Annotated in this window: 21 protein-coding genes; 9 read left to right on the forward strand and 12 right to left on the reverse strand. The window is 71.9% G+C overall.

The features are described from left to right. The first annotated feature begins 50 nt into the window (after positions 1-50). The 7 genes from VQH23_RS21550 to mazG are packed head-to-tail and all read left to right on the forward strand — an operon-like array spanning position 51 to position 6,940. Positions 51-1,259 carry a D-alanyl-D-alanine carboxypeptidase family protein gene (locus VQH23_RS21550; protein ID WP_338662722.1) on the forward strand — a complete coding sequence of 403 codons (1,209 nt, stop codon included), beginning with the start codon at positions 51-53 and terminating at the stop codon, positions 1,257-1,259. Continuing rightward, positions 1,249-1,917 (forward strand): dTMP kinase, encoded by a 669-nt coding sequence (gene tmk / locus VQH23_RS21555; protein WP_338662723.1) that lies wholly within the window; start codon positions 1,249-1,251, stop codon positions 1,915-1,917. Before VQH23_RS21550 ends, tmk begins: the two co-directional genes overlap by 11 nt. After that, positions 1,914-2,921 carry a DNA polymerase III subunit delta' gene (locus VQH23_RS21560; RefSeq protein ID WP_338662724.1) on the forward strand — a complete coding sequence of 336 codons (1,008 nt, stop codon included), beginning with the start codon at positions 1,914-1,916 and terminating at the stop codon, positions 2,919-2,921. The genes tmk and VQH23_RS21560 overlap by 4 nt, the downstream gene beginning before the upstream one ends. A gap of 46 nt (positions 2,922-2,967) precedes the next feature. Beyond that, complete coding sequence (metG, locus tag VQH23_RS21565; RefSeq protein WP_338662725.1) at positions 2,968-4,521, forward strand: methionine--tRNA ligase; 1,554 nt, start codon at positions 2,968-2,970, stop codon at positions 4,519-4,521. Beyond that, positions 4,522-5,295 (forward strand): TatD family hydrolase, encoded by a 774-nt coding sequence (locus VQH23_RS21570; RefSeq protein ID WP_338662726.1) that lies wholly within the window; start codon positions 4,522-4,524, stop codon positions 5,293-5,295. Positions 5,296-5,305: 10 nt separating this feature from the next. Beyond that, the gene (locus VQH23_RS21575; protein ID WP_338662727.1) at positions 5,306-6,094 is read left to right on the forward strand and encodes an MBL fold metallo-hydrolase; all 789 of its coding nucleotides are present in this window, start codon (positions 5,306-5,308) and stop codon (positions 6,092-6,094) included. Positions 6,095-6,148: 54 nt separating this feature from the next. Continuing rightward, positions 6,149-6,940, forward strand: coding sequence for a nucleoside triphosphate pyrophosphohydrolase (gene mazG / locus VQH23_RS21580; RefSeq protein ID WP_338662728.1), 792 nt, complete (start codon positions 6,149-6,151; stop codon positions 6,938-6,940). An 11-nt stretch (positions 6,941-6,951) separates the two neighbouring features. On the opposite strand, the gene VQH23_RS21585 is transcribed toward mazG, so the two are convergent. The 10 genes from VQH23_RS21585 to dusB all read right to left on the reverse strand — a co-directional run bounded on the left by VQH23_RS21585 (position 6,952) and on the right by dusB (position 18,627). Next, positions 6,952-7,788, reverse strand: coding sequence for an inositol monophosphatase family protein (locus VQH23_RS21585; protein ID WP_338662729.1), 837 nt, complete (start codon positions 7,786-7,788; stop codon positions 6,952-6,954). Next, positions 7,785-9,119, reverse strand: coding sequence for a GTPase HflX (gene hflX, locus VQH23_RS21590; RefSeq protein ID WP_408904352.1), 1,335 nt, complete (start codon positions 9,117-9,119; stop codon positions 7,785-7,787). The genes VQH23_RS21585 and hflX overlap by 4 nt, the downstream gene beginning before the upstream one ends. Next, on the reverse strand, positions 9,100-9,450 hold the full coding sequence (gene hfq, locus VQH23_RS21595; protein WP_338662731.1) for an RNA chaperone Hfq: 351 nt from the start codon (positions 9,448-9,450) through the stop codon (positions 9,100-9,102). The genes hflX and hfq overlap by 20 nt, the downstream gene beginning before the upstream one ends. A 147-nt stretch (positions 9,451-9,597) precedes the next feature. Continuing rightward, on the reverse strand, positions 9,598-10,260 hold the full coding sequence (locus VQH23_RS21600) for an HAD family hydrolase (RefSeq protein WP_338662732.1): 663 nt from the start codon (positions 10,258-10,260) through the stop codon (positions 9,598-9,600). Further along, a complete protein-coding gene (locus VQH23_RS21605) occupies positions 10,257-11,132 on the reverse strand; it encodes a D-amino-acid transaminase (protein ID WP_338662733.1) in 876 nt (291 codons plus the stop codon). Before VQH23_RS21605 ends, VQH23_RS21600 begins: the two co-directional genes overlap by 4 nt. 80 nt (positions 11,133-11,212) lie before the next feature. Further along, on the reverse strand, positions 11,213-12,610 hold the full coding sequence (locus tag VQH23_RS21610; RefSeq protein ID WP_338662734.1) for a sigma-54 dependent transcriptional regulator: 1,398 nt from the start codon (positions 12,608-12,610) through the stop codon (positions 11,213-11,215). Continuing rightward, complete coding sequence (locus VQH23_RS21615; RefSeq protein WP_338666139.1) at positions 12,600-14,807, reverse strand: PAS domain-containing sensor histidine kinase; 2,208 nt, start codon at positions 14,805-14,807, stop codon at positions 12,600-12,602. Before VQH23_RS21615 ends, VQH23_RS21610 begins: the two co-directional genes overlap by 11 nt. A 79-nt stretch (positions 14,808-14,886) precedes the next feature. Further along, the gene (gene ntrC, locus VQH23_RS21620; protein WP_338662735.1) at positions 14,887-16,332 is read right to left on the reverse strand and encodes a nitrogen regulation protein NR(I); all 1,446 of its coding nucleotides are present in this window, start codon (positions 16,330-16,332) and stop codon (positions 14,887-14,889) included. A 22-nt stretch (positions 16,333-16,354) separates the two neighbouring features. Then, positions 16,355-17,506 (reverse strand): ATP-binding protein, encoded by a 1,152-nt coding sequence (locus VQH23_RS21625; RefSeq protein ID WP_338662736.1) that lies wholly within the window; start codon positions 17,504-17,506, stop codon positions 16,355-16,357. 11 nt (positions 17,507-17,517) lie between these two features. After that, positions 17,518-18,627 (reverse strand): tRNA dihydrouridine synthase DusB, encoded by a 1,110-nt coding sequence (gene dusB / locus VQH23_RS21630; protein ID WP_338662737.1) that lies wholly within the window; start codon positions 18,625-18,627, stop codon positions 17,518-17,520. Positions 18,628-18,771: 144 nt separating this feature from the next. Between dusB and ispD the strand changes: the two genes are divergently transcribed. After that, positions 18,772-19,917 carry a 2-C-methyl-D-erythritol 4-phosphate cytidylyltransferase gene (gene ispD / locus VQH23_RS21635; RefSeq protein ID WP_338666140.1) on the forward strand — a complete coding sequence of 382 codons (1,146 nt, stop codon included), beginning with the start codon at positions 18,772-18,774 and terminating at the stop codon, positions 19,915-19,917. A gap of 280 nt (positions 19,918-20,197) precedes the next feature. Here ispD and VQH23_RS21640 read toward each other — a convergent pair whose 3' ends face one another. Further along, positions 20,198-21,334: an acetoin utilization protein AcuC gene (locus VQH23_RS21640; RefSeq protein ID WP_338662738.1), complete on the reverse strand. Its 1,137-nt coding sequence runs from the start codon at positions 21,332-21,334 to the stop codon at positions 20,198-20,200. Between the two features lie 62 nt (positions 21,335-21,396). Here VQH23_RS21640 and VQH23_RS21645 point away from each other — a divergent pair, with 62 nt between their 5' ends. Beyond that, complete coding sequence (locus tag VQH23_RS21645; RefSeq protein WP_338662739.1) at positions 21,397-21,651, forward strand: DUF2171 domain-containing protein; 255 nt, start codon at positions 21,397-21,399, stop codon at positions 21,649-21,651. Between the two features lie 5 nt (positions 21,652-21,656). Here the strand turns inward: VQH23_RS21645 and VQH23_RS21650 are convergent, their stop codons facing one another. Beyond that, positions 21,657-22,844 carry an acetyl-CoA acetyltransferase gene (locus VQH23_RS21650; protein ID WP_338662740.1) on the reverse strand — a complete coding sequence of 396 codons (1,188 nt, stop codon included), beginning with the start codon at positions 22,842-22,844 and terminating at the stop codon, positions 21,657-21,659. Positions 22,845-22,847: the final 3 nt, after the last annotated feature.

Here is a 22,847-nt window from a genome sequence, read left to right on the forward strand (position 1 = left end):
GGGGGCGGCGCGCCGGTTCGGGCGCGGCGCGGGGAACGGGGGGCATGGGGATGCCGAAGCGTCGGAACGTGATCGGGGCGGCGGCGCTGCTCGGTCTTGTGGGGAACGAGGCGCTAGCGCAGGCGCGCAACGCGCCCGCCCGGGGATCCCGCGCGCCGGCGGCGCCGGCCGGGACGCCCGCCACCACCCCGCTGGGGCCGGTGGACACGCTGGGGCGGCAGGTGCTGATCATCGACGCCGACACCGGCGCGACGCTGCTGGAGAAGGCCGCGGAGGAGCGGATGACGCCCTCCTCCATGTCGAAGCTGATGACGGCCTATGTCGTCTTCGACCTGCTGAAGCAGGGGCGGCTGCGGATGGACCAGGAGCTGCCGGTGTCCGAGCGCGCCTGGCGCATGGGCGGCAGCAAGATGTTCGTGCAGATCAACTCCTCGGTGAAGGTGGATGACCTCCTCCACGGGGTGATCGTGCAGTCCGGCAACGACGCCTGCGTGGTGCTGGCGGAGGGGATTTCCGGCAGCGAGACGCAGTTCGCGGAGCTGATGAACGACTACGGGAAGCGGCTGGGGCTGAACGGCAGCAACTTCCGGAATTCCACGGGCTGGCCGGACGCCGAGCACAAGATGACCTGCCGCGACCTGGCCTCGCTGACGGCGCACATCGTGAAGGACTTTCCGGAGTACTTCCCGATCTACAGCCAGCGCTCCTTCAAGTGGAACGAGATCAACCAGGAGAACCGGAACCCGCTCCTCGGTCGCGTGGCCGGGGCGGACGGCATGAAGACCGGGCACACGGAGGAGGCGGGCTACGGGCTGGTGGGCACCGTGAAGCGGGGCGACCGGCGGCTGATCCTCGTCATCAACGGGCTGCCCAGCATGTCCGCCCGCCGCGAGGAGTCGGAGCGGCTGATGGAGTGGGGATTCCGCGAGTTCGAGAACGTCTCCCTCTTCCGCGCCTCCGACACGATCGAGGAGGCGCCGGTCTATCTCGGGGAGCAGCTGAAGGTGCCGTTGGTGGGCGGGCGCGACGTGCTGCTGACCCTGCCGCGCCAGTGGCGGCGCAACCTGCAGGTGAAGGTGCGCTACGACAGCCCCGTGCCCGCGCCCGTGGCGAAGGGGCAGGAGCTGGGCAGGCTCGAGGTCTCCGGCGCGGGCGTGCCGCCGATGACGGTGCCGCTGCTGGCCGGGGCGGACGTGGCGAAGCTGGGACTGATCCCCCGCATCCCGGCGGTGCTCGGGCGGATGATCAGTGGCGCCTGAGGCGCCCGGATCTTCGACGCCTGAGGCGCCTGCTGGACCGGGCCGGTTCATCACGCTGGAGGGCGGGGAAGGGGCGGGGAAGACCACGCTCTCCCGCGCCCTCGCCGCCGCGCTGGCCGGGGCCGGGCTGCCCGTGCTGCGGACCCGCGAGCCCGGCGGCGCGCCGGGCGCGGAGGCGGTGCGGGGCCTGATCCTCGGGCAGGGGCCCTGGGATCCCGTGGCGGAGGCCATGCTGCACTTCGCGGCGCGGCGGGAGCACGTGGCCCGGACGATCGCGCCGGCGCTGGAAGCGGGAATCTGGGTGGTCTGCGATCGCTTCGCCGACAGCACGCTGGCCTATCAGGGGGCGGGGCAGGGGCTCTCCCGCGCGGTGTGGGAGGGGCTCTGCGACCTCGCGCTTGGGCCGCTGCGGCCGGAGCTGACCCTCGTGCTGGACCTGCCGCCGGACCGGGGGATGGGGCGCGCCCTGAGCCGCGGCGACGCCAACCGCTACGAGATGCAGGGCCCGGAGTTCCACGCGCGGGTGCGGGCGGGGTTCCTGGCGATTGCCGAGGCGGAATCGGGCCGCTGCGCCGTGCTGGACGCGGCCGCGCGGCCGGAAGCGGTGCTCGCGGCGGCGCTGGAGACCGTGCGCGCGCGGCTGGGCGGGTTGGCATGAGCCTTCCGCCGGAACCCCGGTCGAATCCGGCTCTCTTCGGACACGACCATGCTGCCCTGGCGCTGCGGGATTCCGCCCTCTCCGGCCGGATGCACCACGGCTGGATGCTGACGGGGCCGCAGGGGGTGGGGAAGGCGACCCTTGCCTGGCGCTACGCCCGCTGGATGCTGGCGGGGATGCCGGAGGCGGCCGGGGGGCCGCTGTTCGTGCCGCCCGCCGACCCGCTTTTCGCCCGCGTCGCGGCGGGGGCGCATGCCGACCTGCGCTCCCTCTCCCCGAACACGGGGGAGAAGGGGAAGAAGGTGCTGATCCGGGTGGAGGAGGTGCGGGAGCTGACGCGCTTCCTCGCCATGACGCCGGCCGAGGGCGGCTGGCGCGTGGTCGTGGTGGAGGACATGGAGGCGATGAACGAGCAGGCGCAGAACGCCCTGCTCAAGACGCTGGAGGAGCCACCGCCGCGCGCCGTGCTGGTGCTGACGGCCTCCGCGCCCGATCGGCTTCTCCCGACGATACGAAGCCGGGTGCGCCGGCTGGATCTCTTCCCGCTGGCGGATGCGGCGATGGACACCGTCCTCTCCCGCTGGCTGCCTGACATGTCCGGTGATGACCGCGCTGCCCTGGCGCGGCTGGCGGCCGGGAGCCCGGGCCGGGCGCTGTCCCTTGCCGAGGGGGAAGGGCTGGCCATGGCGCGGGAGGTGGAGGGGTTCCTGGCCCGGCTACCGAGGCCGGAGGCGCGGGAGCTGCACGCCCTGGCGGACCGGCTGACCTCGAAGCGGGACGGGGGGGCCTTCACCACCTTCTTCAACCTCCTTCGGGACGCGATCGCGGGCGCGCTGCGCCGGGCGGCGCGGGGGGAGGGGGCGGCGCCCTGGCTGGCCGGGCGCGGCCTTGCCGAGTGGGCGGGGCTGTGGGACATGCTCGGCCGGCTGGCCGACGAGACCGAGACGCTCAACCTGGACCGCAGGCAGGCGGTGCTGACCGGTCTCTCGCGGCTCTCCGCCTAGCGGGGGCCGGATCGCGCCGGCCGATATCGAGGCGCGGGATCCGACGATGAGCGAGGCTTGGGCTGGTGGCGGGAAGCGGTACTTCCTGACGACGCCGATCTACTACCTGAACGGCCAGCCGCATATCGGCCACGCCTACACCTCCATCGCGGCCGACGTGCTGGCGCGGTGGAAGCGGCTGGCAGGGCACGAGGTGTTCTTCCTGACCGGCACGGACGAGCACGGGCAGAAGGTGGCCCAGGCCGCGGCGGTCGCCGGCGTCTCCCCGCAGGAGTTCACGGACAGCCTGGCCGCGGATTTCCGCGGCATGGCGGAGAAGATCGGCATCTCGTTCGATGACTTCATGCGCACGACGGAGGAGCGGCACAGGCGGTCCTGCCAGGCGCTGTGGAAGAGGCTGGCGGATGCCGGGCAGATCTACCTCGGCCATTACGAGGGCTGGTACGCGGTGCGCGACGAGGCCTTCTACGGCGAGGACGAGATCGAGGAGCGCGACGGCAGGAAGGTGGCCATCGCCTCCGGCGCGCCCGTGGAGTGGACGCGGGAGCCCTCCTACTTCTTCCGCCTCTCCGAGTGGACGGAACGGCTGCTGGCCTTCTACGAGGCCAACCCCGACTTCCTGGCGCCGGCGGGCACGAAGCGGGAGGTGACCTCCTTCGTGAAGGCGGGGCTGCAGGACCTCTCGGTCTCCCGCACCTCCTTTACCTGGGGCGTGCCGGTGCCCGGGGATGATGCCCACGTCATGTACGTCTGGCTCGACGCGCTGACGAACTACATCACCGCCCTGGGGTATCCCGATACCGCCTCCCCGAACTGGGGTTTCTGGCCGGCGGATGTCCACATCGTCGGCAAGGAGATCACGCGCTTCCACTGCGTGTACTGGCCGGCCTTCCTGATGGCCGCCGGGCTGGAGCCGCCGAAGCGCGTCTATGCCAATGGCTGGCTGACGATCGAGGGGCAGAAGATGTCCAAGTCCCTCGGGAACGGCCTGGACCCGCTGCTGCTAGCCGAGGAGTTCGGTCTGGACCCGCTGCGTTACTACCTGCTGCGGGAGGTGCCGTTCGGGAATGACGGCGATTTCTCCCGCCGGGCGGTGATCGGGCGGCTGAACAGCGAGCTGGCGAACGACCTGGGGAACCTTGCGAACCGCGTGCTGTCGCTGATCGGGAAGAACTGCGAGGGGCGGTTGCCCGCGCTGACGGAGCCGACCGAGGCGGACCGGGTCCTGCTCGGCCCCGTGGAGGCGCTGCCGGGGGTGGTGGACGAGGCGATCTCCCGCCAGGCCTTCGGGGAGGCGCTGGAGCGGATCTGGACGGTCGTGCGGCTGGGCAATTCCTGGATCGACGGGCAGAAGCCCTGGGCCCTGCGCAAGACCGACCCGGAGCGGATGGCGGCGGTGCTGCGGAGCCTGCACACGGCGCTGCGTACCCTGGCCACGGTGCTGCAGCCCTTCATGCCCGGCACCATGGCCGCGATGCTGGACCAGCTGGGGGTAGGGCAGGGGGCGCGCGCCCTCTCCGACCTCTCGACTCCCCTGGCCGACGGCACGGAGCTGCCGGCGCCGGTGCCGCTCTTCCGCAAGATCGAAGAGACGGCGTGAATGCTTGTCGATAGTCACTGTCACCTCGACTACTTCGGCGAGGAGGAGATCGAGGGCATCGTTGCCCGGGCCGTGGAGGCCGGGGTGGGGCGGCTGGTGACGATCGGGACGAAGGTGCAGCAGGCGGCGGCGGTGAAGGCGCTGACGGAGCGCTTCCCGCAGGTCTGGGGAACGGTCGGGGTGCACCCGCTGAGCGCGGGCGAGGCGCCGATCCCGACGGTGGACGAGATCGTCACCCTGGCGGACCATCCCCGGATCATCGGGATCGGGGAGTCGGGGCTGGACTACTTCTACGACACCTCGCCCCACGAGGTGCAGCGGGAGAGCTTCCGACGGCACATCCGGGCCTGCCAGCGGACGGGTCTGCCGCTGGCGATCCACGCCCGGGACGCGGATGACGATATCGCAACGATCCTGGCCGAGGAGCGGGAGGCCGGCGGGGACTTCCCGGCGCTGCTGCACTGCTTCTCTTCCACCCGGGCGCTCGCAGAGCGGGTGGTGGCGGACGGCGGCTACGTCTCGCTCTCCGGCATCCTGACCTTCCCGAAGAGCGAGGAGTTGCGCGCCATCGTGGCGGACCTGCCGGAGGACCGGCTGCTGGTGGAGACGGACAGCCCTTACCTGGCGCCGGTTCCCAAGCGCGGGAAGCGGAACGAGCCTGCCTGGGTGACGCACACGGCCGCCGTGCTGGCGGCCGTGCGGGGCTGGGAGGTGGCACGGGCGGTGGAGATCACGACGCGGAACTTCGAACGCCTCTTCACCCGGTGCCGGTAGAGCGCTGTTCTTGCTAAAAATTGTCATCCTCGGCTGCGGCGGATCCAGCGGCGTGCCGCTGCTCGGCGGGGCCGATCATCGCGGGGCCTGGGGGGCCTGCGACCCGGGTGAGCCGCGGAACCGGAGAACGCGGTCCAGCATCGTCGTGCAGGCGCCTGACGGTACGACACTTCTCGTCGACGCCGGGCCGGACCTCAGGGCGCAGCTCCTGGCGGCGGGGGTCGGGCGCGTGGATGCCGTGCTGCTGACCCATGCGCACGCGGACCACGTGACGGGGCTGGACGAGCTGCGGATGATAAACCGGATCATGGGCCGGGCCTTGCCGCTCTACGCCACAGAAGAGACGCTGGGGGAGGTGACGCGGCGGTTCGACTACGCCTTCCGCGGGGTGACGCCCGGCTTCTTTCGACCGGCGTTGGAGCCGTTTCCGGTGCGGCCCGGCGGGACGGTCGAGATAGCCGGCTTCCCGGTGCGGCTGTTCCGGCAGGACCACCGGGTGATGGACACGCTGGGGCTACGGATCGGCCGGTTCGGCTATTCGACCGACGTGGTGGAGATGCCTGAGCCCGGCTTCGAGGCGCTGGCCGGCGTGCGGGACTGGATCATCGGCTGCTTCCAGCGCGCACCGCATCCCGTGCACGCGGACCTGGCGAAGGCTGTAGCCTGGTCGCGCCGGATCGGGGCGGAGCGGACGGTGCTGACCCACATGGGGCCGGACCTGGACTGGGCCTGGATGCGGCAAAACCTGCCGGCCGGGGTCGAGGCGGGCTACGACGGGATGATGCTGGAGGTGACGTGACATGGCTCCTAATTTTTACATAATCTACATTACGCACCTGTCGGGTTCGGCGGCGTGAGTGCGGCGGCGGAACTCGACCGCCTTCTCGCCATCATGGCGCGACTGCGGGCGCCCGATGGCTGCGCCTGGGACCGAGAGCAGGACTTCCAGTCCATTGCTCCCTACACGGTGGAGGAAGGCTACGAGGTCGCGGAGGCGATCGGGCGCGGTGACCGGGCGGCGCTGAAAGACGAGTTGGGCGATCTCTTGTTCCAGGTTGTCTACCATGCGCAGATGGCCGAAGAGGAAGGCCGCTTTGCCTTCGCCGACGTGGCAAAATCGATCAGCGACAAGATGATACGGCGCCATCCTCATGTGTTCGGCGAAGCGGCGGCGCGGGACGCGGCCGCGCAGACCGAGGCCTGGGAGGTGCAGAAGGCGGCCGAGCGGGCGGCGCGGGCGGAGACGGGGACGCTGGCCGGGGTGGCGGTGAACCTCCCTTCCCTCACCCGCGCGCTGAAGCTGACTCGCCGCGCGGCCCGGGTCGGATTTGACTGGCCCGAGCCCGGGGCGGTGCTGGACAAGCTGGAGGAAGAGGCCGGCGAGCTCCGGGCGGAGCTGCCGGGCGCCGATCCGGCCCGGCTGGCGGATGAGGTGGGCGACCTCCTCTTCGTCCTGGCCAATCTGGCGCGGAAGCTGGACCTGGACCCCGAGACCTGCCTGCGCGGCGCGAACGCGAAATTTGAGCGGCGCTTCGGGGCAGTGGAGGCCGGGTTGGCGAAGGAGGGGCGCGGACCGGCCGACGCTTCCCTGGAGGAGATGGAGGCGCTCTGGGCCGCGGCGAAGCGGGCGGAGCGGGGCGGCTAGTCGGCCAGCTGCTAGTCTCCCAGCAGGGCCGCCCTCGCCTCCTCCCAGCTCGCGCGGTCCGGCGCACAGATCAGGCCGCCGGCGCGGTCCGTGGCGGGAAGATAGGGCGTGCCGTCGAAATGGGCGGCGTAGCCCCCTGTCTCCCGGTGGATGAGCCAGCCCGGCGCGTGGTCCCAGGGCATGAGCCGGTTGTAGAGCGAGACATGGATGTGGGCGCTCGCCAGCAGCCGGTACTCGTGGGCGGCGCAGCCGAGCTGCCAGGTCTTGGCGAGTCGGGGCAGGCGGGAGGCGACGTGGCTCTTCTGCGGCTCCTGCAGATAGCCGTAGGAAATGCAGCCGGTCATGAGACCTACCGGCACCGGGGGCGCCACGCGCAGCGCGGGGCCGCGGCGTCCGTCCTCGCCGGTGATCCAGGCCCCCTCGCCTTCCGCCGCGATCAGCGTGTCCGCGCCGACGGGATCGTGGATCCAGGCGGCGACCACGCGGCCCTCAACGAAGGCAGCGGCCATGCAGCCGAAGATCGCCATGCCGGCGGCGAAGTTCGCGGTGCCGTCCACCGGGTCCACCACGAAGGCGAGCGGCGCGTCGGCCAGGCGGGACGACAGGGCGGGATCGGCAGCGCAGGCTTCCTCCCCTACCACGAGGCAGCCGGGGAAGCGCTTCTCCAGCGCGGCCGTGATCACGCGTTCCGCGCCCTCATCCGCGTCCGTCACCATGTCCAGCGGGCCGGACTTGGTGCGGATGTCGGAGGCGGCGAGACGCCGGTAGCGGGGCAGGATCTCGGCCCGGGAGGCGGCGCGCAGGACCGCGTCCACCTCTGCCAGGGCGGCGGCGTCGAAGCGGGTCATTCCACGCCGTGCCCTTCCATTCCCGCGAAGCGGGCGCGGTTCGCCGGGGAGAGGCGGACGGAGAGGTGGATGCCGTCCTCGGCGTCGTTCCGCTCCACCACCTCACCGTGCTGGTAGAGCCAGGCGAGGCCCGCGCCGTCCTCCGGCGCGAGGGTGAGGTGCTCCATCACCATGCCGGCCGCCAGGCACTCGTCCAGCCCCAGGCGGAGCGTCTCCAGCCCCTCGCCGGTCAGGGCGGAGACCGCGACGGCTCCGGGCAGCGGCGGGGGCGGCTCCTCCAGCAGGTCGGTCTTGTTCAGGACCTCGATCACCCGGCCTTCCCAGGCCTCGTCCAGCGCGGCATCGGGGCCGGAGGCGAGGTCGTTCAGGACCTCCAGGACATCGGCGCGCTGCGCGGCGCTGTCGGGGTGGGCCACGTCGCGGACGTGGAGGATGATGTCGGCGGCCGCCACCTCCTCCAGCGTGGCGCGGAAGGCCTCCACCAGCTGGGTCGGCAGTTCCGAGATAAAGCCCACCGTGTCGGAGAGGATGACGGTGCGGCCGGAGGTCAGGCGGATGGCCCGCATGGTCGGGTCCAGCGTGGCAAAGAGCTGGTCCTGGGCGTAGACGCCGGCGCCGGTCAGGGCATTGAACAGGGTGGACTTGCCGGCATTGGTGTAACCGACCAGCGCCACGACGGGGAACGGCACCTTGGTGCGGGCCTTGCGGTGCAGGCCGCGGGTGCGGCGCACCTGTTCCAGCTCCTTCTTCAGCTTCACCAGGCGCTCGTCGATGAGGCGGCGGTCGATCTCGATCTGCGACTCACCGGGGCCGCCAAGGAAGCCGAAGCCGCCGCGCTGGCGCTCCAGGTGGGTCCAGGAGCGGACGAGGCGGGTGCGCTGGTAGGAGAGGTGGGCGAGCTCGACCTGCAGCGAGCCCTCCTTCGTGCGCGCGCGCTCCCCGAAGATCTCCAGGATCAGGCCGGTGCGGTCGATGACCTTGCAGCCCCAGGCGCGCTCCAGGTTGCGCTGCTGGACAGGGCTGAGGGCTGCGTCCACCACGGCGACCTGCACCCCCTGCTCCGCCATGGCGGCGCGGGCGGTCTCCACCTGGCCCTCGCCCAGCAGGGTGCTGGGGCGGCGGGCGCGGAGCGGGAAGATCGCGGTGTGGACGATGGCGACGCCGATGGAGGCGGCCAGCCCGACCGCCTCCCCGAGCCGCGCATCGGCGGCGCGGGTGGCGCCGCGGCCATCGGTGATCCCCCGCTCCACAAGGCTCGGGGGGCGCTCCCAGGGAAGAATGACGGCGGCGGGGGTCGGCCCCGCCGCCCGGTTAGTCGTGGCTTCCGACAGGGCTCGGCTCGCGCGGCGTGAGGGTCATGGTGGTCTCCCGGACCGGGGCACCGCCCTGGGTGGGCTGCGGGGCAGCGGGACCGGCGCCCGCGCCGGCAGAGGCCGCGTCGAACAGCATGATCGGGGCGCCCGGCATCACGGTGCTGATCGCGTGCTTGTAGACGAGCTGGGTGTGCCCGTCACGGCGCAGCAGCACCGAGAAGTTGTCGAACCAGGTGATGATGCCCTGCAGCTTCACGCCGTTCACCAGGAAGACGGTGACGGGGGTCTTGCTCTTGCGAACATGGTTCAGGAACACGTCCTGCACGTTCTGGGACTTCTCGGCAGCCATTGGCTGATGTCCTTCTTCTTTAAGGTCGCCTGGCCCCCTCCATCGAGGGGCCGTGGCGGCACGGATGCGGCTTTTCTTCGCGGGCCGGCCCGTGGCCGCCCCGCCCCGCTGGGGCGCGCATCCTCGCCCCTGTCGGGACAGGCAGACTCACCCGGCGGCGGCCGCCTTGTCCAGCGCGGATAGCGCATCCGTCATCTGCGCGGCGGTGAGGAAGTGCAACGCGGGGGCCGCCGCGGCGGGGCCGCCATCATGCGCCGCGTCGCCGAGCAGCACGGGAAGGAGGCCGGCGCGGCGGGCGGCGTCCATGTCCAGGGCGTTGTCGCCGACGTACCAGACCGAGGCGCCGGGCGTGACGCCGCAGGCGGCGCAGGCGACGCGCATGGGGATCGGGTCAGGCTTGTCCGCCGCGCAGTCGCCCGCGCCGACGAGGGCACAGAACAGCGGCGTCCAGCCGAGATGGTCCGCCTCCGCCCGAAGCAGGGAGCCGCCCTTGTTGGAGAGGACCGCCATGGGCGCGATCCGCGCGGCCCCGCGCAGCGCTGCCTCGGCGCCAGGCATGGGGCGCAGCACCTCCAGGTGGGTGGCCCGGACGGCGGCGTAGAAGATGTCCCGCGCGTGCTCCCAGCGGTCGCCGAAGATGCCGGGAAAGCTGTCGCGCAGGGATTTCCGGACGCGCTCCTTCACCTCCTCAAGGGTCCATTCCGGCAGGCCGGCGTCGCGGAAGGCGGCGTTGAGGCCGGCGCGGATGGCGGGCCAGCCATCGGCCAGGGTGTTGTCCCAGTCCCAGATGATCGCGGAGGGACGGGTCATGCGGCGTTGCGCGGCGCGCCCTTCGCGTGGCGGGCGAAGATGTCGAAGAGGCGGCGGGTGACCGGGCCGGGGGTGCCGTCACCGACGGGCCTGCCGTCGATGGAAAGGACGGGCTTCACGAAGGAGCCGGCGGAGGTGATGAAGGCCTCCTGCGCCCGCGACAGCTCCTCCAGAGAGACGGGGCGCTCCTCGGCCCGCAGCCCGTGCTCCGCCATCTCCGCCAGCAGGGCCGCGCGGGTGCAGCCCGGGAGGATGGCGTGGCCGAGTGGCGGGATGCGGAGCACCCCCGCCTCGTCCACGGCCCAGAAGCTCGTCGCGGCGCCCTCGGTCACCACGCGCGTGGCGGGGTCGAAGAGGATCGCCTCCCCTGCCCCGGCCTCCCTCGCGGCCTGGCGCGCGAGGACGTTGGCCAGGAGGTTGATGCTCTTGATGTCGCGCCGGGCCCAGCGGTGGTCGGGGTGGGTGATGGCGGCGGTGTTCCAGCCCTCGATGGTCTCGGGATAGGCGGGGGCGCGGCGGGCCGTGACGACGAGGCTGACGGGGGGCGCAACCTTCGGGAAGGCGTGATCGCGCCGGGCGACTCCCCGGCCGACCTGCATATAGACGAGCCCGTCCGCTGTGATGCGGTTGCGCCGGACCACCTCGCGCAGCACCAGCCTCAGCGTCGCCAGCGGCATGGGCATGTCGATGCGGATTTCGCGGAGGGAGCGCTCGAGCCGGGCCAGGTGCAGCTCCTCGTCGAGGAAGCGGCCGGCGTGGATCTGCACCACCTCGTAGATGCCGTCGCCGAGCTGGTAGCCGCGGTCCTCGATGTTCACGCAGGCGTCGCGCTGGGCGACGTAGCGCCCGTTCACGTAGGCGATGCGGGACACGGACAACCCTTCGAGCCGGAGAGAAGAGCCCCCAGCCCTACTCCCGGCGCGGAGCCCTGGCCAGAGCCGCGGGGCGGGGATCAGGCGTTCGCCCGGTCCTCCGCCTGCACGCCCAGAAACTTCAGCTTCCGGTGCAGGGCCGAGCGCTCCATGCCCACGAAGTTGGCCGTGCGGCTGATGTTCCCGCCGAAGCGGAGGAGCTGGGCCTCCAGGTACTGCCGCTCGAAGAGCTCGCGCGCGTCCCGGAGCGGCAGGGTCATGATCTCGCTGGAACGGTCCAGCTTCAGCATGGCGGGGGCGGAGGAACCGACCTCGGGGGGCAGCATCTCCGGCCGGATCGGGTCGGCGGGGCCGCCCGGGGCCATGATGAGGAGCCAGTCCACGAGATTCCGCAGCTGGCGCACGTTGCCCGGCCAGTCATAGGCCTGCATCGCCGCCATCGCGTCCTCGCTGATCTCGCGCGGGGGCACGCCGGAGTTGTCAGCCGACTTCGCCATGAAGTGGCGCGCCAGGGCCGGCACGTCCTCCCGCCGCTCCCGAAGGGAGGGCATGCGGATGGGGACGACGGCGAGGCGGTAGTAGAGGTCCTCGCGGAACTTGCCCGCCGCGATCTCCGCCGAGAGGTCGCGGTTGGTCGTGGCGGTCACCCGCACGTCCACCTTCACCCGCGTCGCGCCGCCGATCCGCTCGAACCCTTGCTCCTGCAGGGCGCGGACGATCTTGCCCTGGGTCTCCAGGGGCATGTCCGCCACCTCGTCCAGCAGCAGCGTGCCGCCATGGGCGCGCTCCAGCACGCCCTGGCGGCGGGGCTGGGTGGTCGGGTCGGCACCGCCCTCTACCCCGAACAGCTCCTCCTCGAAGCGGGCGGGGTTCAGGGTGGCGCAGTTCAGCGCGACGAAAGGCTCGTCGGCGCGGCGGGAGCGGGCGTGGATCATCCGCGCCGCCACTTCCTTGCCGGAGCCGGCAGGACCGGTGATGAGCACCCGCGAGCCAGTGGGCGCCACCTTCTCGATCGCGCCCCGGATGCCCGTGACGAGGGAGGAGGTGCCGACCAGCTCGGTCTCCGAGCCGCTGCGGAGCTTCAGCTCGCTGTTCTCGCGCTTGAGGCGCGCCGCCTCCAGCGCGCGGGCGACGATGAGCAGCAGCCGGTCCGACTTGAAGGGCTTCTCGATGAAGTCGTAGGCGCCCTGCTGGATGGCCTGGACCGCCGTCTCGATGGTGCCGTGGCCGGAGATCATCACCACCGGCACGCGCGGCTCCTCGCGGTGCAGCGCCTCGAGGATGCCGAGGCCGTCCAGCCGGGAATTCTGCAACCAGATGTCGAGGATGACCATGCTCGGGCGCTTCTGCCGGAAGGCGGTCAGCGCCTGATCGCTGTTGGCCGCCTGCCGCACCTCGTAGCCCTCGTCGGCCAGAACGCCGTCGATCAGGGCACGGATGTCCGGCTCGTCGTCCACGATCAGGATGTCATGCGCCATGGCGCAGCATCTCCGTTCCCTGTTCCTGCATACCCTGGGGCAATCCGTCCGGCTCCGCGGTGTCCTTCGGGGGCGCCTCGTCCAGGGGCAGGGTCAGGGTGGCCCGGGCTCCCCCATCCGTCCCGTCCGCGAGCGCCAGCCCGCCGCCATGGTCCTCCATGATCTTCTTCACGATGGCAAGCCCAAGGCCGGTGCCCTTGGCCTTGTGGGTCACATACGGTTCCGTGAGCCGGTCCCGCTCCCCGTCCCCCGGCAGCCCGATGCCGTTGTCCTCCACGGAGACGTGAAGCCAGCCGGGGACCGGGACCATCTCCACCGTCACCCGGCCGCCCGCCTCCCCCTCCGGTCGCATGGCGATCGCGTCCGCGGCGTTCTGGAGAAGGTTGGTCAGCGCCTGGTTGATCAGGCGGCGGTCGCAGCGGACCGAGACGGGCCCTTCCGCTGCGCGGAACTCGTACGCGATGCCGGGATGGGCGTCCCGCTGCAGCACCAGCGCCTCCCGCACCAGCTGGGCGGGGTTCTCCGGGCGAATAACGGGCTGCGGCATGCGGGCGAAGGCGGAGAACTCGTCCACCATGCGGCCGATGTCGCCGACCTGCCGCACGATGGTGTCCGTGCACGCGCGGAAGGTGTCGGGGTCGTCGGTGATCTGCTTCAGGTAGCGGCGCTTCAGCCGCTCCGCCGAGAGCTGGATGGGGGTGAGCGGGTTCTTGATCTCGTGGGCGATGCGCCGCGCCACGTCGGCCCAGGCCGCCATGCGCTGGGCCGAGAGGAGGGCGGTGATGTCGTCGAAGGTCAGCACGTAGCCGGAGAGTCCGCCCGCGTCGAACTCCGCCCCGATCCGCGCCAGAAGGGTACGGCGGCCGGAGGGGCCCATGATCGGGATCTCCTCCGTCCGCGGCTTCTCCGGCATCGCGGCGGCGGCGGCGAGGATGCCGCGGAAGTCCGGTGCCACCTCCGAGAGCGGCTGGCCGATCGCGGCCTCGAGGTCCTGGCCCAGCAGCTCGCTCGCCGGGCGGTTCGGCAGGTTGATGCGGCCGGCGGCGTCCAGCCCGATCACGCCGGCCGAGACGCCGGCCAGCACGCTCTCCGTGAAGCGGCGGCGGTCGTCCAGCTGGCGATAGGCCTCCAGCAGCTCGCTCCGCTGGGCCGCGAGCTGGTTCGTCATGCGGTTGAAGGCGCGGGAGAGCGAGCCGACCTCGTCGTCCGGACGCCCCTCCTCCACCCGCACGGAGAGGTCGCCCCCCCTCACCCGCTCGGCGGCGTTGATGAGGCGGGAGATGGGCCGGGCAATCTGGTTCGCCATGACGAGGCCGATCAGCACCGCGGCCAACAGCACCAGCAGCGTCGCGATGGCGAAGATCATCACGAAGGTGATCTGCAGGCCGGACCGGTTCTGGTCGAGCTGGTTGTACTCCTGGAAGGCCAGCTCGGTGCGCTGCATGTGCTCGATGATGGAGGGGTCGAGCGGGCGGCCGATGATGAGCATCAGCCCCGGCTCGATATCGAGCGCGATGAGGCCGCGCACGCGCCCCTCCTCCCCCTCCGCTTGGAGGACGGCGACGTCGCCCTGGCGGGCGATCTCCATGGCCCAGGCCGGCGGCGGCTCCACCACCAGGGTGGTGCCGAGCCCGGCATTGGCGATGACGCGCCCCAGCACCGGCTCGAAGACTGAGGCCTCGGTAAGGCCGCGCAGCGCGGTGTGGGTGGCCAACACCTGGCTGAATCCCAGCGTGTTGTCCGGCAGCATCGGCGCGGCGCGGTTCAGGTCCGCCGCCATCGACAGCGCGTCGGCGCGGATCGTGTTGCGGTTCTCGTCCAGGTAGGCGCGGGAGGCGACGAGGCTGGCCTCCAGCGTGTCCCGGACCTTGTCGGAGAACCAGGCCTGGATGCCGAGCTGGAAGAACACCGTGGCGAAGACGGCCACCAGCATGGCCGGCACGACAGCGACCCCGCCGAGGAGGAGGACGAGGCGGACGTGCAGGCGCGATCCCGCGCTGCCGCGCCTGCGCTCCGCCCAGACGCGGACGAGGCGGCCGGCAAGGCTGGCCGCGAGCAGCAGCACGAAGGCGGCGTTGACCAGGACGAGGCCGGCAGTCTGCCCCGGCGTCACCTCGCCGAAGGGGCTGCCGCCGGCCAGGACTGCGAAGGAAGCGATGCCGACCGCGAGCGCCCCGAGGGCAAGGGCGAGCGTCATCACCCGGCCCAGCAGCCGGTCCGCCAAGCGGCGGGTGACGCCCCTGGGCCGGCGCGGATCCCCCCTCACGCGCGCGGCGTCACGAGAGGCCGCGCACCACCGGCAGCTCCAGCTCCCGGATCTTCTTGCGCAGCGTGTTGCGGTTCAGGCCGAGCATGGCGGCGGCCTTGATCTGGTTACCGCGGGTATTGGCGAGTGCCAGGCGGAGCAGCGGGCGCTCCACCTCCGCCAGAACGCGCTCATACAGGTCGCGCACGGGCATGCCGTCGCGGTGGGCGCTCATGAAGGTGGCGAGGTGGCGCTCCACCGCCTGCTCCAGCGTCTCGGGCGCGGCCGTCGCGGCGGGGGTACCGGGGGCGGGCTCGGCCTCGGAGAGCTCGGCCGCCACCGCGTCCTCGCCGATCACCTCCTGCGGGTAGAGGGCGGCGAGGCGCCGCATCAGGTTCTCCAGCTCCCGCGCGTTGCCGGGCCAGGGATGCGCCTTCAGTCGCTCCACCGCGTCGTTGTCCAGCGACTTGGCGGGCAGGCCGGCGGCCTTGGCGCGGTCGAGGAAGTGGCGGGCGAGCAGCGGGATGTCCTCGGCGCGCTCGCGGAGGGGTGGCAGCCGAATGGGCACCACGTTCAGGCGGTAGAACAGGTCCTCGCGGAATACGCCGGCGCGGATGGCCTGCCGAAGGTCCCGGTGGGTGGCGGCGACGATCCGCACGTTCGCCTTGATGGGGGAGCGGCCGCCGACGGTGGTGAACTCGCCCTCCTGCAGCACGCGCAGCAGGCGGGTCTGGGCCTCGGGCGGCATGTCGCCGATCTCGTCGAGGAACAGGGTGCCGCCGGCGGCCTGCTCGAAGCGGCCGACGCCGCGCGCCATGGCGCCGGTGAAGGCGCCGCGCTCATGCCCGAACAGCTCCGCCTCGATCAGGTCGCGCGGGATGGCGGCCATGTTCACGGCCACGAAGCTCCCGGAGCGGCGGCGGGAGTAGTCGTGCAGGGCGCGGGCGACGAGCTCCTTCCCCGTGCCGCTCTCACCGGTGATCATCACCGTCAGGTCGGTCGTCGTGAGCCGGGCGACGGTGCGGTAGATTTCCTGCATCGCGGCGGAGCGGCCGACGAGGGGAAGGCGCTCCTCCTCCGTCCCCTCCTCCTCGCCCTCCGGCACGGCGGCCGGGGCGGCCAGGGCGCGCTGGACGAGGGAGATCAGGTCCTTCAGGTCGAAGGGCTTGGGCAGGTAGTCGAAGGCGCCGCGCTGGGCGGCCTTCAGCGCGGTGGCGAAGGTGGATTGCGCGCTCATGACCACCACGCGCAGCTCCGGGCGCACGCGGCGGATGCGCGGCACCAGGTCCAGCCCGTTCTCGTCCGGCATCACCACGTCGGTAATGACGAGGTCGCCCTCCCCGTCCTCCACCCAGCGCCACAGCGTGGCGGCAGAGGAGGTCGCGCGCACGTTGTAGCCCGCCCGGCCGAGGGCCTGGGCGAGGACGGTGCGGATGGCGCGGTCATCGTCCGCGATGAGGATGGTGCGTTCGGTCATTCTTCTTCTGGGAAGAGGAGGTTCAGGCGGTCTGGCGGACCCGCGCGCGGCCTTGCGACGGCTTCTGGCCCTGGGGGGCGTTGGCGGGCGGCTTGGCGAGGGAGAGGCGGAAGACGGTGCGGCCGGGGCGGCTCTCGCACTCGATCAGCCCGCCATGGTCCGCCACCAGCTTTGCGACCAGGGCGAGGCCGAGCCCCTGCCCGCCGCGCTTGGTGGTGATGAAGGCGTCGAAGAGACTGGCGCGGACCTCGTCGTCGATGCCCGGCCCGTTGTCCCGTACCGTCACCTCCAACGGCAGGTGCACCCGCTCCCGCGAGCCGGGGATGGCGAGGCGGACGCCGTGGCGGTAGGCGGTGGTCAGGACGATCTCGCCTTCCCGCGGGTCCACCGCCTCGGCCGCGTTCTTCACGAGGTTCAGCAGCACCTGCACGAGCTGATCCCGGTTGCCCCAGACGGGCGGCAGGGAGGGATCGTACTCCTGCTGGATGCGGAGATGGGCGGCGAAGCCGGTGCCGGCGATCCGGCGGACATGGTCCAGCACCTCGTGGATGTTCACCGCCTCCCGCTCCAGCGGGCGCTCGGAGAACATGTCCATCCGCTCCACCAGGTCGCGGATGCGGTCCGCCTCGTCCTGGATGAGGACGCAGAGCTCCCGGTCCTCCTCGGAGGCCGCCTGTTCCAGCAGCTGGGCGGCGCCGCGGATGCCGGAGAGCGGGTTCTTCACCTCATGCGCCAGCATGGCGGCCATGGCGCTGGCGCCCCGGGCGGCGCCGCGGAAATTCATCTGGCGGTCCAGCTTTTGGGCGGTGGAGCCGTCCTGCAGGGTCAGAACGACCGCGCCGGGCATCTCCGGCAGCGGCGCGCCATGGGCGGCTACCCCTTCCCGGTGGATGCGGGGGGAGTGGAGGACGAGGTCGTGGTCGGAGATCGGGGCATCGGCGGCGCGGACCTGTCGAACCAGGGCCGGCAGGCGTGAATCCTCCGGCAGCAGGTCCGTCAGGTGCATCTGGGCGAGGCTTGCAGAGGAGAGGCCCAGGAAGGTCTCGGCGGCCGGGTTGGCGAAACGAAAGCGCTCCCGCTCGTCCAGCAGCACCACCGGAACCGGCAGGGCGGACAGGAGCTGCGCGGTGCCGGGCAGGTCGAGTGCGGCGATCGGGTTCAGGCTATCCGGCACTCCGCGCCTCCTCAGGCCGCCAGCGCGGCGTCGTCTCCGGCCTCCCGGCCGGCGTCGCGGAACCCTTCCCGCACGCCCTCGACCCCGGCCTCGATCAGCGGGCGGTAGAAGGATTCGATGGCCGCAAGCGCGGCCTCCACGGTGTCGGCGCCGTTGATGCGCACACGGAACTCGGCGCTGCCGGGCAGGCCGCGCGAGTACCAGGCGATGTGCTTGCGGGCGAGGCGCAGGCCGGGATCGGTGCCGTGGTGATGGAGCATGGCGGCGTAGTGCTCCATCAGCATGGCGTACTGGGCCTCCAGCGAGGGGGCCTCGGGCGCCATGCCGGTGGCGAGGTACTCCGCCACCATGCCCGCCAGCCAGGGGCGGCCATAGGCGCCGCGGCCGATCATCACGCCGTCCGCGCCGGACTGTCGCAGTGCCTCCTCGGCGTCCTGCGGGCCGAGGATGTCGCCGTTGACGATCACGGGGATCGCGACGGCGGCCTTCACCTTGGCGACGAAAGCCCAGTCCGCCGTGCCGGTGTAGAGCATCTGGCGGGTGCGGCCGTGGACCGTGACCATCCGGATACCGCACTCCTGCGCGATGCGGGCGAGGTTGGGGGCGTTGAGGCTGCTATGGTCCCAGCCCATCCGCATCTTCAGCGTGACGGGAACGGAGACGGCCTTCACCGTCGCCTCCAGGATGCGGGCCGCCTTGATCTCGTCCCGCATCAGGGCGCTGCCGGCCTGCTGGCCGATCGCCACCTTCTTCACGGGGCAGCCGAAGTTGATGTCCACCAGCGCGGCACCGTGGTCCACGGCGAGGCGCGCGGCCTCGGCCATCACCTCCGGCTCGCAGCCGGCAAGCTGGACGCTGGCGGGACCGCCGAAGCCGTCCACCTCCGCCATCTTCAGGGTCTGGCGGTTCTCCCGCACCATGGCCTGGCTGGCGATCATCTCGCTCACCACCATCGGCGTGCCGTGGCGGCGGGAGAGCTGGCGGAACGGCAGGTCGGTCACGCCCGACATGGGGGCGAGGATCACGGGGCGCTCGATCCGGATGTCCCCAAGGACGATCGGCCGCAGCCGCGGGCTGCCGCTCGGTTGGGCAACCTCTCCGATGCGTGATGTTGTCGGCATGGGCATCTGCCTATCAACCGGGCAGGTGGCCGGTCAAGCACCATCGCGTGGTGTCCATGCTGCGATGCAGGATTCAGGCTGCGGGCGATTTCCCCCCGGGCCGCGCCGCATTAGGTTCCGCCGCCTATGGCAGGGGTTTGCGGGATGCGGGTGGCGGCGTTGCTGATGGCGGCCGGTCGGGGTGAGCGGCTGGGAACGCCGGATTCCAAGCAGTTCCTGCCGCTGCTCGGCAGGCCCGTGCTGCGCCACGCAGCGGAGGCGCTGCTGCGGGACGGCCTGGTGGACATGCTCCAGCCCGTCTGCGCCGAGGCCGAGCGCGGGCGCGTGGACCGGATCCTGGCGGGGCTGCCCGCCCGCCCCGCCGTGGCGGGCGGCGCCACGCGGCAGGCGAGCGTGCGGGCGGGGCTGGAGGCGCTGGCGGCCGAGCCGCCGGAACTGGTGCTGGTGCACGACGCCGCCCGGCCGGTGGTGCCGGCGGGAACCGTCGCCGCGATCGTGGCGGCGCTGGCGGACGCGGAGGGCGCCATCCCCGCCCAGCCCGTGGCCGATACGCTGAAGCTGGGCGAGGGCGGCGTTATTTCCCGCACCGTGCCGCGCGAGGGGCTGCACCGGGCGCAGACGCCGCAGGGCTTCCGCTTCCCCCTTCTTCTTGACCTGCACCGCGCGGCGGCGGAGGGGGCCACCGACGACGCATCCCTGCTGGAAGCGGCGGGCCGCGCCGTGCGCCTCGTTCCCGGATCGGAGGACAATGTGAAGATCACCTATCCCGGCGACGTCGAGCGAGTGGAGGCGGCGATGCTGCCGCGCTTCCTGCCGCGCGTGGGCACCGGCTTCGACGTCCACCGGCTCGTGGAGGGGCGCAGGCTCTTCCTCTGCGGGGTCGAGGTGCCGCACACCATGGGGCTGGACGGGCACTCGGATGCCGATGTGGGGCTGCACGCGCTCTGCGACGCGATCTACGGCGCGTTGGCCGAGGGCGATATCGGCCGGCACTTCCCGCCGAGCCAGATGCAGTGGAAGGACGCGGATAGCACGAGGTTCCTGATCCACGCCGCCGGGCGGATCGCGGCGCGGGGCGGGGTGCTGGCGAACGCGGACGTGACCCTGATCTGCGAGCGGCCGAAGATCACGCCTCACGCGCCGGCGATGATCGCCAGGGTTGCGGAGCTGCTGGGCGTGCCGGAGGACCGGATCTCGGTGAAGGCGACCACGACGGAACGGCTGGGCTTCCCCGGGCGGGAGGAGGGGATCGCGGCGCAGGCGGCCGTCAGCATCCTGATCCCGTCCTAGACCTTGGCCGGGCGAGGTCGTCGGCATCGCCCTCCGCGACCGGGAGGGCGACAATGCAGGGCGTTCAATCGGCGTGACAGGCGCGGCTGCGCGCCCGCAACGCCTTCAAGCGGAGGTGGGTGGCCTCCGAGATGAGGGCGCCCTCCCCTGCCTCCTCGATCCGGCCCGCCCATCGGTGGTGCGCTCGTGGCCGGGCAGGATATTGACGCAGGCGGCCCGCCGCACCTCGGCGGCGATGGCTGAGACGATCGGAGGTGAGTCGCGCGTGTTCGTCGGGGTCTCACCCGGCAGTCTCGGTTAGTGGCAGATCCTCCAGCACCGCCGCGCAGGCGCGCACCACCTCGTCGCGGAGCGGGCCGGGGCGCGGGGCGTCGGCGATGGTGGTGAACCAGTGCTCCGGGGGATTTCGCCCGGCGGCGCGGTCCCATCTCAGTGCCCTCAGGACCGCTTCCGCCGCAGGGGGCAGCCGGTCCGGCATGGGATAACCGTTGAGCGCGCCCCAGACGGCCGCCCAGCACCGCGCCACGGTCCAGGGGTTGTAGCCGCCCCCGCCGGTCACGATCAGGCGCGGCGCCTCCGCCATTACGGCGCGGACCACGGCAAGGTGGCTGTTGTTGGAGAGGGAGAGCCGGGCCAGAGGGTCCTCCTCCAGCGCGTCCGCGCCACACTGGAGCATCACCGCCTGCGGCCGGAGACGGCGAAAAACCGGGAGGATGGCGTGGCGCAGCACATGCGCCATCTCCGTGTCGTTGAAGCCCTGCGGCACCGGGATGTTGCGGGCGTGGCCGCCCGCCCGGTCCTCCAGCCGCCCGGTGAAGGGCCAGCGCCCAGCCTCGTGGACGGACAGGGTGAACACCCGGGGATCGTCGCGGAAGGCGTGTTCCACCCCGTCGCCGTGATGGGCGTCGATGTCGACGTAGAGGATGTTCGCCAGGCCGAGATCCAGCCACTCGAGCAGGCCGAGCACGGGATCGTTGATGTAGCAGAAGCCCGAGGCCCGGTCCGGCATGGCGTGGTGCGTGCCGGCGCCGGGAACGTGGACGACACCGCCGTTGAAGGTGAGCCGCGCGGCCAGGATGGCGCCCCCGGCGCCCGTGGCGGGGCGGCGGAAGACCTCGCGGTAGATCGGATTGCCGTGCGCGCCGAGGTGATGACGCTCCCGCACCTCCGCCGGTACCGAGCCCTCCACCTCAGCCCGCTGAAGGGCCGCGACGTACTCCGCCGTGTGGAAACGCTCCAACTGGGCCGGGGTGGCGCGAGGGCTGTCCAGGTAGCGTTGCGGGTCCAGCCAGCCGAGGGCGCGGATCAGGTCCAGCGTGGCGGGCACGCGCTGGATGGCCAGCGGGTGTTTCGGGCCATAGGTGGACCCGCGATAAATCTCCGACCCGATGAGGAGAGGCTGCCGCCCGCCGCTCACCGGCGCATCCCCGGCCAGGTGCCGCCGTTATCCGCCGGCACGGGAAGGAAGAGGACGCCCCCATGGTCGATACGACGCTGATCCGGGAGCACATGCCGGTGGTGGACTGCGGCGGCCGCCACGTGGGCACCGTGGACGACCTGGATGCCGGCCGGATCAAGCTGACCCGCGCCGGCAGCGCCGACGGGCCCCATCACTACATCCCGCTGGCCGACATTTCCTCCATCGACGACGACAAGGTCATGTCCCAGCTGACGCTGGAGGAGATCGAGGCGCTGTTCCGGGGTGGCGAGGGGCGCGAGCACACCGAGGGCTGAAGCTCTCAGCGAAGCCTCTCCAGGATGGAGACGTAGTTCGCCACGGCGGCGCCGCCCATGTTGAAGACGCCGCCGATCGTGGCCCCGGGCACCTGCATCGCCCCCGCCTCCCCCGCCAGCTGCATGGCGGAGAGCACGTGCATGGAGACGCCCGTGGCCCCGATCGGGTGGCCCTTCGACTTCAGGCCGCCGGAGGCGTTCACGGGCAGCTTTCCGTCTTTCGCCACCATGCCCTCCAGCACGGCGCGGGCCCCCTGCCCTTCCGGCACCAGCCCCATCGCCTCGTAGTCGATGAGCTCGGCGATGGTGAAGCAGTCGTGCACCTCGGCGAAGGAGAGGTCGGAGACGCCGATCCCGGCGGCCTCGTAGGCGCGGCTCCAAGCCTCTCGCGCGCCCTCGAAGCGGATCACGTCGCGGGCGGAGATCGGCATCAGGTCGTTCACCTGCACCGCCGCGCGGAAGCGGATCGCCTTGCCCAGCGTCGCGGCCGTTTCCGCGTCCGTCAGCACCAGGGCCGCCGCGCCGTCCGAGACGAGGCTGCAATCCGTGCGCTTCAGCGGGCCGGCGACGATCGGGTTGCGCTCGCTCTCCTGGCGGCAGAACTCGTAGCCGAGGTCCTTCCGCATCTGGGCGTAGGGATTGTCCACCCCGTTGCGATGGTTCTTGGCCGCGATCGCCGCCAGGGCATCGGATTGGTCGCCGTGGCGCTGGAAATAGGCTTCCGCGATCCGGGCGAAGACGCCGGCGAAGCCCGCGGGGATCTCGCCCTCCTCCTTGCGGTAGGCGCAGCCCAGCAGCACGTCCCCGACCGCGGCGCCGGGGATGGCCGTCATCTTCTCAACCCCGATCACCAGGGCGAAGCGGCCCCGGCCGGCGGCCAGGAAGTCCTTCGCGCCGTGGATCGCGGCGGAACCGGTGGCGCAGGCGTTCTCGAGCCGGGTCGCGGGCCTGAAGCGCAGCTCCGGCAAGGATTGCAGCACCAGGGAGGAGGGGAAGTCCTGCTTCTGGAACCCGCCGTTGAAGTGGCCAATGTAGATCGCGTCCACCTCGGTTGACGAAATCCCGGCATCCTCGATCGCGGCACGGGCGACGCGCCCGATCAGCGCCTCCGCGTCCGGCGAGTCCTCCAGCCGGCCGAAGGGCGTGTGCGCCCAACCGACGATGCACGCCCCGTTCTGTTCCAGCCCGGCCATCCT

The sequence above is a fragment of the Pararoseomonas sp. SCSIO 73927 genome (assembly GCF_037040815.1).
Taxonomy (GTDB): domain Bacteria; phylum Pseudomonadota; class Alphaproteobacteria; order Acetobacterales; family Acetobacteraceae; genus Roseomonas.